Below are 13,191 nucleotides of genomic sequence, written 5' to 3'. Positions count from 1 at the left end.
TGCGGGTCAGTCGGCGCCGACCGACTCGAACCGCCACCGGTGCACGGCCCGGGTCACCAGCTCCCCGTCCGGCTCCGGCAGTTCGGGCAGCTCGGCGTCGTAGGGTGCGTCCCACCAGGTGATGACGAGGACCCGGTCCTGGGGAGCGCGCAGGGTCTCCCGGCGCAGGGGTGCACGGGGCAGCTCCTGCGCCCGTGCCCAGGCCAGCAGGTCCTCGCCCCGGCCGGGCAGCGCCCGCGCCTCCCACATCAACGCGACCGTCACGAGTAGAGGTTCTCCTTGCTGATCTCGTGCACGTGGTCGTGGCCCGGGACATGCGGTTCCGTCACCGGGAGGGACGAGTCAGCCGGCAGGTCCCAGTCCGACGCGGCACGGTTGCGGGCCACCATCTCCGCGCCGAGCGCGGCGACCATCGCGCCGTTGTCCGTGCACAGCTTGGGCCGCGGCACCCGCAGCCGGATCCCGGCCGCCTCGCAGCGCTCCTGGGCCAGGGCGCGCAGCCGGGAGTTGGCGGCCACCCCGCCGCCGATCATCAGGTGGTCGACGCCCTCGTCCTTGCAGGCCCGGACGGCCTTGCGGGTCAGCACGTCCACGACCGCCTCCTGGAAGGAGGCCGCCACGTCCCGCACCGGGACCTCCTCCCCCGCTGCCCGCTTCGCCTCGATCCAGCGCGCCACGGCCGTCTTCAGCCCGGAGAAGGAGAAGTCGTAGGCCGGGTCGCGCGGACCGGTCAGCCCGCGCGGGAAGGCGATCGCGTCCGGGTCGCCCTCGCGTGCGTACCGGTCGATGACCGGGCCGCCCGGGAAGCCGAGGTTCAGCACGCGGGCGATCTTGTCGAAGGCCTCGCCGGCCGCGTCGTCGATGGTCGCGCCCATCGGACGGACGTCGGAGGTGATGTCCGAGGACAACAGCAGCGAGGAGTGGCCGCCGGACACCAGCAGCGCCATGGTCGGCTCGGGCAGCGGGCCGTGCTCCAGCTGGTCGACGCAGATGTGCGAGGCGAGGTGGTTGACGCCGTACAGGGGCTTGCCGAGCGCGTACGCGTACGCCTTCGCCGCCGAGACGCCGACCAGCAGGGCACCGGCGAGACCGGGACCGGCGGTGACGGCGACGCCGTCGAGGTCGCGGGCGCTGACGCCCGCCTCCTTCAGCGCGCGGTCGATGGTGGGGACCATCGCCTCCAGGTGCGCCCGGGAGGCGACCTCGGGCACGACACCGCCGAACCGGGCGTGCTCGTCGACGCTGGAGGCGACGGCGTCGGCGAGCAGCGTGGTGCCGCGGACGATGCCGACGCCGGTCTCGTCACAGGAGGTCTCGATGCCGAGGACGAGCGGCTCGTCGCGAGAGTCAGTCATTGGTCTGGGTTCCTCGTACGGAAGTCGGACCCGCGGCGGAGCCGCTGTCGGGTTTCGTGGTCAGTCGCATCACCAGGGCGTCCACGTTCCCCGGCTGGTAGTAGCCGCGCCGGAAGCCGATGGCCTCGAAGCCGAAGCGCTCGTAGAGCTTCTGCGCGCGGATGTTGTCCACCCGGCACTCCAGCATCACCTCGGCGCACTCGAAGGCGGTCGCGGCCCGCAGCAGTTCGGTGAGGAGCCGGCCGCCCAGTCCCGTCCCCCAGTACTCCCGGGTGACGGCGATGGTCTGGATGTCGGCCTGCTCGCCGGAGGAGGCGACACCGGCGTATCCGACGATCCGCTCCCCCTCCTCGGCCACGAGGTACTTCCGGGTCGCCTCCGGCCCGCGCGCATGGGCCAGCTCGGACCAGAACATGCCCCGCGACCAGGCGTCGTCGGGGAACAGGTCCCGCTCCAGCTCCAGCACGGGGTCGATGTCCCACCAGCGCATCTCGCGCAGCACACACGGCTCGGATCCGGTCACTTGGGCGTGACCACCTTGTAGTTCTTGGGGACCTGGGCGTCGGGGCGGCGCAGATACAGCGGCCGGGGCGCGGGGAGTTCCGCGCCCGCCGCCAGCTTCTCCGCGGCCAGCCGGGCGAGCGCGGCGGCGGACACGTGCTCGGGTTCGTGCGCCTGGGGGAAGGTGTCCGGATACAGCAGGGCGCCCGCACCGACCGCGGGCAGGCCCGCGACCTGCCCGGCGATGTCGGCGGGCCGGTCGACGGCCGGGTCGGTGACGCGGGTGCGGGAGTCGGCGTAGCGGGCCCAGTACACCTCCTTGCGGCGGGCGTCGGTCGCCACGACGAACGGGCCCTCCAGGTCGGCGGCGTAGGCGATGCCGTCGAGCGTGCACACGCCGTGCACGGGCACGCCGAGGGCGAGTCCGAAGGTCTCGGCGGTCATCAGACCGACGCGCAGCCCGGTGTACGGGCCGGGCCCGATACCGGCGACGATCCCGGTGAGGGCGTCGAGCTTCAGACCGGCCTCGGCGAGCACTCGGTCGATCGCGGGCAGCAGCAGTTCCCCGTGCCGGCGCGCGTCCACCTGACTCGACGAGGCGATGACGTCCCGGCCGTCGTGCAGGGCGACGGTGACGGCGGGTGTGGCGGTATCCAGAGCGAGCAAGAGCACGCAAACAGCCTACGGCTCCCCGGGGCCCGTGTCGGACGTACCTGTCGGGCCGTCACCTGCTGCTACCGTCACCTTCCGTCACGGCGCGGCATGCGCACCGTGCGCGACAGGAACGTACGACACGAAAGGTGGGCGCCGGTGGCAGTCAGCAGCTCGGGGATCGTGGCCGGGCTCACCGCCGCGGCCCTCGCGACGGTCGGCTACCTCGCCCACCAGGCGTCCCAGACCCTCCCGGCCGGCCTGGGCCGGGCGCACGCGGACGCCACACCGGCGGCCGACGTCTCGAAGGCACCGCCCCGGGCCAGGAAGGACCCCGCCGCGCTCCCCGTCGGCTCCGGCAAGGGCGCACGGGTCGTGTACTCCCTGCGCGGCGACCGGGTGTGGCTGGTCGGCGGGGACGGGACGGTCACCCGCACGTTCGAGGTCGCCCCGAGCGCGGTGGACCCGGCCCCGGGCGACTACTCGGTCACGTCCCGCTCGAACGCGGTCACCGGCTCCGACGGCGTCCCCGTCGAGCACGTCGTGCGTTTCACCAGCGTGGACGGCGTGGTCATCGGCTTCAGCGCGGCCGTGAACGACGCGACCGCCGCCCCGCCCCCGAAGGCCCACACGGGCGGCATCCGCGAGTCCCGCGCGGACGGCGAGGCGATGTGGACCTTCGCAACGATCGGCCGCAAGGTCGTGGTCATCCGCTAGGCGGCGGGGCGGCTGGGCGGCGGGGCGGCGGGTTGACTGGGCCGCAGGGCGGCCGGGGCGCCGGGCCGCGATAGCCGCCGGGCAACGGGCCTCTGGGCCGCCGGGCCGCTAACGCGTGATTGCCGCGCCACGGGCCACTGGGCCGTTGAGTCACTGGAGCCGCAAGGCCACCAGGCGGCAAGGCTGCGACCGCCTGCCGGGCCACCGGTCCGCCGGAACCTGGGGCGCCCGGGCGGGGCGCGGGGCTGCAAGGACACAGGCCGCCGGGGCTGCCGGGGCCGCTGAGGCGCGGCCGCCGGCCACGGGCCACTGGGCCGTTTGGGTCACTGGGGCCGCCAGGCCACCGGGCCGCAAGGCTGCGGCCGTCTGCCGGGCCACCGGTCCGCCGGACCGCTGGACATCTGAGCCGCCGGGACCTCGGGCGCCCGGGCGGGGCGCGGGGCTGCAAGGCCACAGGCCGCCGCCCGGGCCGCTAAGGCGTGATCGCCGCCGGGCCGCAGGGCCGCCCAAACCTGGGGCGCTGTGGCGCCGAACCGCCGAGGCTCGATAGCCACCGGGCCGCTGGGCCGTTGGGTCTGGGGCCTCCAGGCCACCGGGCCGCAAGGCCGTGATCGTCTGGTGCGCCCGCTAGGCCGCTTCGCGGTGGTCCGTCACCGGGTCGGCCGGCTTGGCGAGTTCCGGCTCGGGGGCCCGCGGTGGTGTGGAGATCAGTGCCGCCGCCTCGCCCGCCGCCAGCAGGTCGCGCATGGACACCCCGGCGGCCGCGTACGGCAACCGCTGGCCCTTGCTCTCTGTAGCCGACATGGACGCCTCCCGAAGGCGGGGCGGTGCGGGCGTAGTTAGGTAGACCTAACTACGGACTGGGTACCATGTGACCACGCACAAGAGGCCGAACGCAACATTTTGCCGACGCCTTGTCGGAACGTTCATCAAAACACCACGCGTCGGGAGCTACGCCGCGAGCACGCTCAGGTCCGCCGACGTCCAGCGTTCCCCCATACCGGTGATCGTCATCTGCCGGACCTCGTCGGTCGTGTCGCCCACCGCCCGGTGGATCACCACCTGGAGCCGGTCCTCGGTCAGCTCCTCGACCTTGCCCTCGCCCCACTCCACGACGACCACGGACTCGGGCAGCGACACGTCGAGATCGAGGTCCTCCATCTCGTCCAGCCCGCCGGACAGCCGGTACGCGTCGACGTGGACCAGCGGCGGTCCCTCGCCCAGCGAGGGATGCACCCGGGCGATCACGAACGTCGGCGAGGTGACGGCCCCACGCACGCCGAGCCCCTCGCCCAGCCCACGCGTCAGCGTCGTCTTGCCTGCCCCGAGCTCGCCGCTGAGCATCACCAGGTCACCGGCGCGCAGCAGTTTCGCGAGCCGGCGGCCCAGCTCCCGCATCTGCTCGGGGGAGGTGACGGTGATCTGGACGGATCCGGGTTCAGCCGGGTTGTGCGGTGCCGCTGGTGCTTCCATAGCCCTTCACGGTAGCCCCTGCGGGCACGGCACCCGTGCGGGTGAGCAGGTCGGCGAGGCGGTCGGTGACCACCTCCGGGTGTTCCAGCATCACCAGGTGCCCGGCGTCCGGCACCAGCACCAGCTCGGCGTCCGCCAGCAGATCGGCGATCGCCTCGCTGTGCTCACTCGGCGTGACCAGGTCCTGCACCCCGGCCAGGACGAGCACGGGCATGTCCGCGAAACACCCCAGCGCCTCCGTCTTGTCGTGGTCGTTGAACGCCGGGTAGTACTCGGCGACCACATCGATGGGCGTGCTCTCGATCATCCGCTCGGCGAACCGGGCGACGGCCGGATCGACGTCCCGGGACGCGAACGAGTACCGCTTGATGACCCCGGCGAACAGGTCCGCGGTCGCCCGGCGCCCCTTCTCCACCAGCTCGGCCCGCTGCCCCATCGCCTTCAGCACACCGGGCAGCACCCGCCGCACCGCGTTGACGCCGGCCACCGGAAGCCCGTAGTTGACCTCCCCGAGCCGCCCCGACGACGTCCCCACGAAAGCCACCCCGACGACCCGCTCCCGGACCAGCTCGGGGTACTGGTCGGCCAGCGCCATCACCGTCATGCCGCCCATCGAGTGCCCGACCAGCACGAGCGGCCCCTCGGGCGCGGCCGCGTCGATGACGGCCTTCAGGTCGCTGCCCAGCTGCTCGATGGTGACCGGCTCGCCCCGCCCCTGGGCCACGCCCCGTCCGGACCGGCCGTGGCTGCGCTGGTCCCAGTGCACGGTCTGTACGACGCCTCTGAGCGCCGCCCGCTGGAAGTGCCAGGAGTCCTGGCTGAGGCAGTAGCCGTGGCTGAAGACGACCGTGACGGGGGCGGGGGCCTTGCGGCCGAACAGCCTCCTGCGGCGCGGGCCGATGGCGGCGGGGGCGGCCTCCGGGTCGAGGTCGTCGACCTCGTAGTACAGCTCCGTACCGTCGTCGGCGAACGCCTTGCCCGGCATGCCGCGCAGCGAACCGTAGGGCCCCGCGGAGTCGAGGGCGAGCCGGGCCTTCTGGCGCATGCCCCGGCCGACCGTCATCCGCTCCAGGGCGACACCGGCGGCCGCGCCCGCGGCCACCACGCCTATCGCGACACCGGCGATGCCGGTCGCCCGGCGCCAGCCTCCCGCCGCCCCCGCGGCGGAGGCCGCGACGGCCGCGGTGGCGGCGTTCGCGACGACCTCCGCACTGCTCTCGCTCACGTACCGCTCCTCTTCGCCGGGGTGCTGCTGCCGATGGTGGCGCTTATGGTGCCGATGGTGCTGGTGTTGTCAGGGTGCCTGTTGTTCTGGGCGTGACCGGTTCTCTGTGCGAGTTACCCGTCCTGTTCCTCATTCACGTAGACGCGAGGAACACGCGTTCCGATCCGGGTCACGATCTCGTAGGCGATGGTTCCGGCCGCCTGGGCCCAGTCCTCGGCGGTGGGCTCGCCGCGGTCCCCGGGGCCGAAGAGCACCGCCTCGGCGCCCGGCGCGGGCTCGTCGCCGCCCAGGTCGACCACGAACTGGTCCATGGCCACCCGCCCCGCGATCGTGCGCCACTTGCCCTCGACCAGGACCGGCCCGGCCGAGGAGGCGTGCCGCGGGATGCCGTCGGCGTAGCCCAGCGGGACGAGGCCGAGGGTGGTCGCGCCGGGCGTCACATACCGGTGGCCGTAGCTGACGCCGTGCCCGCCCGGCACGTGTTTGACCAGGGCGAGCGAGGCGGACAGCGTCATCACCGGGCGCAGCCCGAAGTCGGCCGGGGTGCCCAGCTCGGGGCTGGGCGAGATGCCGTAGGTGGCGATGCCGGTGCGGACCAGGTCGAAGTGGCTCTCGGGGAGCGTGAGCGTGGCCGGCGAGTTGGCGATGTGCCGGACCTCCGGGCGGGCGCCCCGCTCCTCGGCGTACGCGACCATCTCCCGGAAGCGGCCGATCTGAGCGGCGATGGAGGGGTGCCCGGGCTCGTCGGCACAGGCGAAGTGCGACCACAGCCCCGTCACGCGCAGGAGCCCCTCGGCCTCGGCGCGCAGTGCCTCCCGGACCAGCTCGGCCCAGTCCTCCCCGGGCTGGCAGCCGCCCCGCCCGAGCCCGGTGTCGGCCTTGAGCTGCACCCGCGCGGGCCGGTCCGCCCGCCGGGCGGCCTCGGTGACCTCCGCCAGGGCCCACATCCCGCTGACGGACACGTCGACGTCCGCCTCGATCGCCTCGCGCCAGGGCCCGCCCGGCGTCCACAGCCAGCACATGACGCGGCCCGGCAGCCCGGCGGCCCGCAGGGCGAGGGCCTCCTCGGGCGTCGCCGTGCCCAGCCAGTCGGCCCCCGCGGCGACGGCCGCGCGGGCACACCGCACAGCCCCGTGGCCGTACGCCTCGGACTTCACCACGGCCATCAGGGCCGCGCCGGGCGCGTGGGCACGCAGCGCCCGCACATTGGCCCGCAGGGCGGCCAGGTCGATCTCCGCGCGGGCCCGCAGGGGCGCGGTCCGCCGGGCTGTTCTCTCGCTCATCGCGCCCAGTGTCTCAGAGGGCCCCGGCCCACCCGAGGCAGCGGCCCCCGACAGCCGCCCGGCTACGTCCCGGGCCTGCGCCCCACACGAACACACGGTCGCCCTGCTTCAGCACGCTCCACAGCCTCCGCGCGTCGGGGACGGAGAGATCGACGCGGCCCCGGGAGCCGACAGTGGTGTTGAGACTGCCGTGGACGCCGTGGAAGGCCTGCCCGCCGCTGAAGAACCGGGCGTACGGCATGGGCGTGTTGTACAGCGCCGACCAGTGGTCCTTGTGCCGCCGGTGGACCTTGTGCCACCCGGCCCGGGTCCGGTACCCGGCGCGTCCGCTGCGGATCGGCACCGCCCCGAACACGACCGTCCGCCCCTTCTGCACCCAGGTCGGCTGCCTGCTGAGATCCACACACGCCACGGGATGGCGGCGCACCGGGCACCGACCGGCGGCGTCGGGTTCCGGCGCGCCGGCAGATACCGCGTCCGGCCCCACGCACTCCCTCTCACTCAGCCGAGAACGTTCCGCCAAGCCTCCGGAACCGTCTCCGCCACGTCATGCGCCCCCACCGGCGCCCCGTCCGCCGCCAGCCTCCCGGCCAGCCCGTGCAGATACGCCCCCACACTCCCCGCGTCCACCGCGGAAAGGCCCGCCGCCAGCAGCGACCCCGCGAGCCCCGACAGCACGTCCCCACTCCCCGCCGTGGCCAGCCAGGACGTCCCCGTCGGATTCACCCGCACCGCCCCGCCCCCCGAGTCGGCGACCAAGGTCGTGGACCCCTTCAACAGCACGGTCGCCCCGTAGCGCCCGGCCAGCTCCCGCACCGCCGCGAGCCGCCCGCTCTCGACCTCCTCCCGGTCGACGCCGAGCAGCGCCGCCGCCTCCCCGGCGTGCGGTGTCATCAGCGTCGGCGCCCGCCGCGCCCGTACGACCCCCGCCTCGGCCAGCCGCAACCCGTCCGCGTCGACCAGCACCGGGACGTCCGCCGCCAGCACCTCCCCCACCGTCGCCGCGTCGTCCCCGGCCCCCGGCCCGACGACCCACGCCTGCACCCGCCCCGCGTGCTTCGGCCCCTGGTCCGACACGAGCGTCTCGGGGAAGCGGGTGATGACGGCGTCCCCGGCCGGCCCGACGTACCGCACGGCCCCGGCCCCGCCCCGCAGCGCTCCGGCGACAGCCAGCACGGCGGCCCCGGGGTAGCGCGCGGACCCGGCGGCGATGCCGACGACACCCCGCCGGTACTTGTCGCTCTCGGCCCGCGGCACCGGCAGCAACCGCGCCACGTCCGCGTGCTGCAAGGCCTCCAGCTCCGGCTCGGCCGGCAGCTCAAGACCGATGCCGACCAGCCGCACCGACCCGGCGTACTCCCGCGCCGGATCGATCAGCAGCCCCGGCTTGTGCGTCCCGAACGTCACCGTGAGATCGGCCCGGACCGCCACGCCGCGCACCTCCCCGGTGTCGGCGTCGACCCCGCTCGGCAGATCGACGGCGACGACCGCGCCCCGCGACCGCTGGGCGGCGGCGGCCAGCGGCACCGCGTCCGGCCGCAGCCCGCCCTTCCCTCCGATCCCGACGATGCCGTCGACGACGAGGTCCGCCCGCTCGACCAGCTCCTCGACGCCCGGCCCGTCCGCCTTCCCACCGGCACCCCCTGCGACCCTCCCACCGGCCCGCCGCAGCGCCGCGAGCCCCCCGGCGTGAGCCCGCTCCGGCGCGAGCAGCACCGCCGTGACACCGGCCCCCCGCCGCGCCAGCCGGGCCCCGGCGTACAACGCGTCACCCCCGTTGTCCCCGCTCCCGACCAGCAGCACGACCCTGCTGCCGTACACCCGCCCCAGCAGGTCGGCGCAGGCCGCGGCGAGTCCGGCGGCGGCGCGCTGCATCAGCGCCCCCTCCGGCAGCCGCGCCATCAGCTCCCGTTCGGCGGTCCTGACCGTCTCCACGCTGTACGCACTACGCATGCGGTCGAGTTTCCCGTACGACCGCCCGGGCACTCCCCCGCAACTCCGGCAACTCCCCAACTCCGCACCGTGTCGCATCCTTTGGCGCGTCGCATCCTTGACGCGTCGCATCCATTGACGCTTTGCCTGCCCTTTGCCAGACTCACCGGCCGCGCAGAAAGCGCTTGCACACCCCCCACATTCGACGAAACCGAGGCCACCATGGGACGCAGAGCCGCATTCCTCGCCGCCGCCGGTGCCACCGCCGTCCTCACCGCAGCCGGCACCCTCACCGCCCCCGCCACCGCCGCCCCGACCCGGGCGGCGGCCTGCGGTGACGGCTCCTACCAGGCAGAGGCCGTGCAGAACGGCGGCAACTGGACCGCCCGGCGCGGCGGCAGCACGGTCTACACCGGCACCGACATGCGCGCGGCCGTCCAGGCGGCCGTCAACAGCCTCAGCTCCGGACGCACCTCGAAGGAACGGGTCGTGGTCCGCGGCTCGGGCTCGATCTCGGCGGGCTCGCGCATCTCGCTCCCGAGCTACACCGCCCTCGACGTCTGCGGCACCATCAACGTCACCGGCAGCGGCTCCGGCGACCAGGCGCCGGTCTACTCCCGCGGCACCCGCGACGTCGAGGTCCAGAACCTCAAGCTCACCGGCACCCCGCTCTACGGCATCTTCCTGCGCAACGTCCAGAACGTCGTGCTCGGCCAGATCGACATGCGCCTCTCCCGCGGCCTGGGCGTCCGCATCGACAACCGTGGCGACACCAGCCAGTGGACGCGCAACGTCCGCATCGACAACGTCTACGTCTCCGGCGCGTCCAGCCACGCGGTCGAGACCTACGGCGTCGACGGCATCACCATCGGCACGGTCACCGCCCGCAACGTGGGCGAGTCCGGCCTGCTGCTCAACCAGACCATCAACGCCCGCGTCACCAAGGTGGACGCGGAGAACGCGGGCACGGGCACCGGCTACGCGGCCTTCCGCATGGCCAACCGCAACGGCCGGATCGGCAGTGGCTACCCGACCAACATCCGGGTCGGCGAGGTCATCGCGCGCGGCGGCGGACGCGGGGTGTTCTGCGTCTCGGAGAGCGGCGGGGCGACCATCGACAAGGTGACGATCTCCAACACCGGCAACAACTCGGTCCTGATCGAGAACTGCTACAACGTCAACCTCGCGGCACAGAGCGGCACGATCTCGGGCGGCGGCGAACTGCGCCTGGCCGCCCGCTCGGAGTTCCCGAACAACAAGGACATCACCATCCAGAACCTGACGGTCACCAACTCGGCCATCAGGGAGAGCCCGTGCGGTGAGAACACGACGTTCCGCAACATCACGCGGGTGAACAGCAGCCAGACGATCTGCTGACACCCGCGCCGGCGAAGAACCCGGGCCCGTGAAGCCCTCGCCTCACCCGGCGGGGGCTTCACCGCGCAGGCGGCTCAGAGCCTCCATGGCTTCGCGTTCGATGCGCGCGATGTCGCAAAGGACGGTGCCTGCCCGTCCGAGGTAGCGCTCATCGCCCGACTCGCCGGCGTTCGTGATGAGCGCCGCGACGTCGGTCCACAAGCCGGCCGCTTCCGAGTACAGCCTGTGGCCGGTGCGCAGATGGCCGCTGTCGACCAGCTGGGCGCATTCGGCGAGGAAGTCGCGGTAGAGGTTGCGGAACAGAGCACCGCCGGTGCCGGCTCTCTCCATCAGCAGGGCCGCCTGCGGCAGGTCCCGCCGCGGGTCGCCGGTGCGCTGGAGCCAGGTGCGGACCAGCTGGCCGGCCTTCTCGATGCCCCGGTGGCCGAGGTTGGCGATGGGCGGGTTCAGGAAGGCGTCGGCGCATTCGGTGATGGCCGGAATGATCCGACTCTCCAGGGAGGGCACCTTCCCGGCGGCGGTGAGCGTGAAGGACCGCTGCCTGGCGGTCATCGGCCCGCGCGCGGCCCGGGCCCGGGCGAGACTGCTCAGGCTGGTGGACACCGCGCCGCCCTGCTGCTCGGTGTCGACGAGGTGGGCGTCGTGCTCGTCATAGCCGTACAGCGCGACGACGTGACCGCCGAAGTGCACCTTCGAGGTGAAGTAGTCCAGGTGGTAGCTGTCGAGCTGGAGCCCGACGGGCAGTCCGGCGTCGATGACGGTCGCCACGTTCTCCCACGCCTTACGGGCCGAGCCGGTCTCCTGGACCACGAGCTCCAGTCCCAGCCCGGCGGCCAGGTTCCGGGTGAGCTCGAAGGGCCTGACGCGCCCGCCGAGGAACGGGAAGTCCATGTTCCTGCTGTCCCAGTAGACGAAGGACAGGCCGGCCCCGAGGCCGAAGAGCATGGGCTCGGACAGGTCGAGCCCCTGATGCCGCAGCAGCACACCCAGAGCCGACGTCTCACAGTGCTGCGTACCGCGGGGGTCGACGCCCTTAACCGTGCTCATGCCATGGTCCCCACACCATCACCCCTCCGCGATCACCACGGCCGAGGCGACACCCGCGTCATGGCTCAGTGACACATGCCAGGACCGCACCCCCAGCTCGGCGGCCCGCGCCGCCACGGTCCCGGTCACCCGCAGCCACGGCTGCCCGCTGTCCTCGACGCACACCTCGGCATCGGTCCAGAGCAGCCCGGGCGGCGCACCGAGCGCCTTGGCCAGGGCCTCCTTGGCGGCGAACCGAGCGGCCAGGGAGGCGACCCCCCGGCGCTCCCCGCTGGGCAGCAACAACTCCCGTTCCACGAACAGCCGTCCGGCCAGCGCCGGCGTACGCTCCAGCGACGCCGCGAACCGATCGATCTCGGCGACGTCGATCCCGACCCCGATAATGCTCATGCCCAGCACCCTACGGTGAGACTCACGCCGCCATCGGACCGACGTGGTGACTAGCATGATCGGCATGGAATGGGACGGCCTCACCGACCGCGAGTGCTACGGGGACTGGTACCTGAAGGAGCGGGACCGGTTCTCGGACCTGGCCCGGGACGCCGACTGGGGCGGCGTGTTCGGGGAGCTGGTGAAGAATCCCGAGCGGGTCAATCTCGCCCGCCCCGGGAACCGCAGCGGGTTCGCCCCGCTGCACCAGGCGGCCTGGCACGGCGCCACGATTGCGGTCGTCTCGCGGCTGATCGCGCACGGCGCCTGGCGCACGCAGCGCACCCGTGACGGACGGCGCCCCGTGGACATCGCGCGGGAGCGGGGGCACACGCACCTGCTGGAGCTTCTGGAGCCGGTCTCGGTGCGGCAACTCCCCGCTCCCTCCGAAGCGTTGGAGCGCCACTTCCACGCGATGCTGCGGGAGCGCACCGGCAGCTGCTTCGACGAGATCGAGCACCTCCTGCCACCGCTGGCCCCCCCTGACGGAGGGCCTGGACGTGCGGATCTTCTTCCGGGTGGCCGGCATGATGGGCGGCTTCCACTACCGCCTTCACGCGGACATCGTGCACGCGAACGGCAGCTCGCGGATGGACGGCGACAACGGGGACTTCTACCACGTGACCCCCGACGGCTGGACCAAGCTCCCCTACAGCCCCGAGCCGCCGCCGCCCTGGACCTTTCCGTACTGAACCCTTGATCGTGAACTCCCCCTCCTCCTTGTACAGTTCGCGATGACCGCGATGTGCAAACCGCATCGCACACAACGGGAGGAACGCACCACCATGAAGTTCAAGTCGCTGGGGACCGCGGCCACTTCGATAGCCCTCTTCGCCACGGCCCTCACCGGTACCGTCGCCTTCGCCGGCAGCGCCGCCGCGGCCCCGCCGAAGGACTGCAGCAAGGCGATCGTCAACGTCAAGGCCAAGGAGACCGTCAAGGTCCGGACCTCGCCGAAGACGTCCGCCACCGCCCTCGGCATCTGGGGCAAGGGCAAGCGCGGCGGGATCTGCAATGACGGCAAGGCCTACAAGGGCGGTTCGTACACGGCCTGCGGCAAGAAGAGCAACATGTGGTACTACGGCGGCGACAAGGTGAACGGCTGGGTCCCGAAGACCTGCATCAACTGGTAGTCGCCGGCTGCCCGGGGGCGAACGGCGACCGGCCGTTCGCCCCTTTTTGTTGCTCCGCCGCTGCACCG

General features: G+C 73.1%; 16 protein-coding genes. 4 read left to right on the top strand and 12 right to left on the bottom strand.

What is annotated here, in order from left to right; genetic code table 11:
- Nucleotides 1–6: 6 nt before the first annotated feature.
- The 4 genes from ACFZDA_RS21285 to tsaB are packed head-to-tail and all read right to left on the bottom strand — an operon-like array spanning nt 7 to nt 2,528.
- The gene (locus ACFZDA_RS21285; protein WP_391083590.1) at nt 7–264 is read right to left on the bottom strand and encodes a hypothetical protein; all 258 of its coding nucleotides are present in this window, start codon (nt 262–264) and stop codon (nt 7–9) included.
- Nucleotides 261–1,355 (bottom strand): tRNA (adenosine(37)-N6)-threonylcarbamoyltransferase complex transferase subunit TsaD, encoded by a 1,095-nt coding sequence (tsaD, locus tag ACFZDA_RS21280; RefSeq protein ID WP_391083587.1) that lies wholly within the window; start codon nt 1,353–1,355, stop codon nt 261–263. Before tsaD ends, ACFZDA_RS21285 begins: the two co-directional genes overlap by 4 nt.
- On the bottom strand, nt 1,348–1,845 hold the full coding sequence (gene rimI / locus ACFZDA_RS21275) for a ribosomal protein S18-alanine N-acetyltransferase (protein ID WP_391084576.1): 498 nt from the start codon (nt 1,843–1,845) through the stop codon (nt 1,348–1,350). Before rimI ends, tsaD begins: the two co-directional genes overlap by 8 nt.
- Before the next feature lie 29 nt (nt 1,846–1,874).
- Entirely contained in the window at nt 1,875–2,528 is a 654-nt protein-coding gene (tsaB, locus tag ACFZDA_RS21270; protein ID WP_391083585.1) for a tRNA (adenosine(37)-N6)-threonylcarbamoyltransferase complex dimerization subunit type 1 TsaB, read from the bottom strand.
- Nucleotides 2,529–2,666: 138 nt separating this feature from the next.
- Here tsaB and ACFZDA_RS21265 point away from each other — a divergent pair, with 138 nt between their 5' ends.
- Entirely contained in the window at nt 2,667–3,224 is a 558-nt protein-coding gene (locus tag ACFZDA_RS21265) for a hypothetical protein (RefSeq protein ID WP_391083582.1), read from the top strand.
- A gap of 627 nt (nt 3,225–3,851) precedes the next feature.
- Here ACFZDA_RS21265 and ACFZDA_RS21260 read toward each other — a convergent pair.
- From ACFZDA_RS21260 to ACFZDA_RS21235, 6 genes are all read right to left on the bottom strand, one after another.
- Nucleotides 3,852–4,028 (bottom strand): hypothetical protein, encoded by a 177-nt coding sequence (locus tag ACFZDA_RS21260; protein WP_391083580.1) that lies wholly within the window; start codon nt 4,026–4,028, stop codon nt 3,852–3,854.
- Nucleotides 4,029–4,175: 147 nt separating this feature from the next.
- Nucleotides 4,176–4,697, bottom strand: a complete 522-nt coding sequence (tsaE, locus tag ACFZDA_RS21255) for a tRNA (adenosine(37)-N6)-threonylcarbamoyltransferase complex ATPase subunit type 1 TsaE (protein ID WP_391083577.1) — start codon at nt 4,695–4,697, stop codon at nt 4,176–4,178.
- Nucleotides 4,663–5,922, bottom strand: a complete 1,260-nt coding sequence (locus tag ACFZDA_RS21250) for an alpha/beta fold hydrolase (RefSeq protein WP_391083575.1) — start codon at nt 5,920–5,922, stop codon at nt 4,663–4,665. The genes tsaE and ACFZDA_RS21250 overlap by 35 nt, the downstream gene beginning before the upstream one ends.
- 113 nt (nt 5,923–6,035) lie before the next feature.
- A complete protein-coding gene (gene alr, locus ACFZDA_RS21245; RefSeq protein WP_391083572.1) occupies nt 6,036–7,205 on the bottom strand; it encodes an alanine racemase in 1,170 nt (389 codons plus the stop codon).
- Nucleotides 7,206–7,218: 13 nt separating this feature from the next.
- Nucleotides 7,219–7,608 (bottom strand): L,D-transpeptidase family protein, encoded by a 390-nt coding sequence (locus ACFZDA_RS21240; RefSeq protein WP_391083570.1) that lies wholly within the window; start codon nt 7,606–7,608, stop codon nt 7,219–7,221.
- A gap of 98 nt (nt 7,609–7,706) precedes the next feature.
- Entirely contained in the window at nt 7,707–9,158 is a 1,452-nt protein-coding gene (locus ACFZDA_RS21235; RefSeq protein WP_391083567.1) for an NAD(P)H-hydrate dehydratase, read from the bottom strand.
- A 201-nt stretch (nt 9,159–9,359) separates the two neighbouring features.
- On the opposite strand from ACFZDA_RS21235, the gene ACFZDA_RS21230 reads away from it, so the two are divergent.
- Nucleotides 9,360–10,514, top strand: a complete 1,155-nt coding sequence (locus tag ACFZDA_RS21230) for a hypothetical protein (protein WP_391083564.1) — start codon at nt 9,360–9,362, stop codon at nt 10,512–10,514.
- Between the two features lie 42 nt (nt 10,515–10,556).
- Here the strand turns inward: ACFZDA_RS21230 and ACFZDA_RS21225 are convergent, their stop codons facing one another.
- Entirely contained in the window at nt 10,557–11,561 is a 1,005-nt protein-coding gene (locus tag ACFZDA_RS21225; RefSeq protein WP_391083561.1) for a DUF4872 domain-containing protein, read from the bottom strand.
- Nucleotides 11,562–11,579: 18 nt separating this feature from the next.
- The gene (locus ACFZDA_RS21220; RefSeq protein WP_086565408.1) at nt 11,580–11,951 is read right to left on the bottom strand and encodes a holo-ACP synthase; all 372 of its coding nucleotides are present in this window, start codon (nt 11,949–11,951) and stop codon (nt 11,580–11,582) included.
- Between the two features lie 539 nt (nt 11,952–12,490).
- On the opposite strand from ACFZDA_RS21220, the gene ACFZDA_RS21215 reads away from it, so the two are divergent.
- Nucleotides 12,491–12,682, top strand: a complete 192-nt coding sequence (locus ACFZDA_RS21215; protein WP_391083558.1) for a hypothetical protein — start codon at nt 12,491–12,493, stop codon at nt 12,680–12,682.
- A gap of 93 nt (nt 12,683–12,775) precedes the next feature.
- Nucleotides 12,776–13,123: a hypothetical protein gene (locus ACFZDA_RS21210; protein ID WP_391083555.1), complete on the top strand. Its 348-nt coding sequence runs from the start codon at nt 12,776–12,778 to the stop codon at nt 13,121–13,123.
- Nucleotides 13,124–13,191 lie beyond the last annotated feature (68 nt).

It is taken from the genome of Streptomyces sp. NPDC007991 (assembly GCF_042958445.1).
Classification (GTDB): Bacteria; Actinomycetota; Actinomycetes; order Streptomycetales; family Streptomycetaceae; genus Streptomyces.
Note: the sequence above shows the minus strand (reverse complement) of the source record. Positions and strands in the feature narration are given on the sequence as shown.

What these genes read in the sequence shown, in the direction of transcription:
- tsaD (WP_391083587.1), bottom strand. Translation starts at nt 1,355, where the DNA reads ATGACTGACTCTCGCGACGAGCCGCTCGTCCTCGGCATCGAGACCTCC.
- rimI (WP_391084576.1), bottom strand. Translation starts at nt 1,845, where the DNA reads ATGCGCTGGTGGGACATCGACCCCGTGCTGGAGCTGGAGCGGGACCTG.
- ACFZDA_RS21260 (WP_391083580.1), bottom strand. Translation starts at nt 4,028, where the DNA reads ATGTCGGCTACAGAGAGCAAGGGCCAGCGGTTGCCGTACGCGGCCGCC.
- tsaE (WP_391083577.1), bottom strand. Translation starts at nt 4,697, where the DNA reads ATGGAAGCACCAGCGGCACCGCACAACCCGGCTGAACCCGGATCCGTC.
- alr (WP_391083572.1), bottom strand. Translation starts at nt 7,205, where the DNA reads ATGAGCGAGAGAACAGCCCGGCGGACCGCGCCCCTGCGGGCCCGCGCG.
- ACFZDA_RS21235 (WP_391083567.1), bottom strand. Translation starts at nt 9,158, where the DNA reads ATGCGTAGTGCGTACAGCGTGGAGACGGTCAGGACCGCCGAACGGGAG.
- ACFZDA_RS21230 (WP_391083564.1), top strand. Translation starts at nt 9,360, where the DNA reads ATGGGACGCAGAGCCGCATTCCTCGCCGCCGCCGGTGCCACCGCCGTC.
- ACFZDA_RS21225 (WP_391083561.1), bottom strand. Translation starts at nt 11,561, where the DNA reads ATGAGCACGGTTAAGGGCGTCGACCCCCGCGGTACGCAGCACTGTGAG.
- ACFZDA_RS21220 (WP_086565408.1), bottom strand. Translation starts at nt 11,951, where the DNA reads ATGAGCATTATCGGGGTCGGGATCGACGTCGCCGAGATCGATCGGTTC.
- ACFZDA_RS21210 (WP_391083555.1), top strand. Translation starts at nt 12,776, where the DNA reads ATGAAGTTCAAGTCGCTGGGGACCGCGGCCACTTCGATAGCCCTCTTC.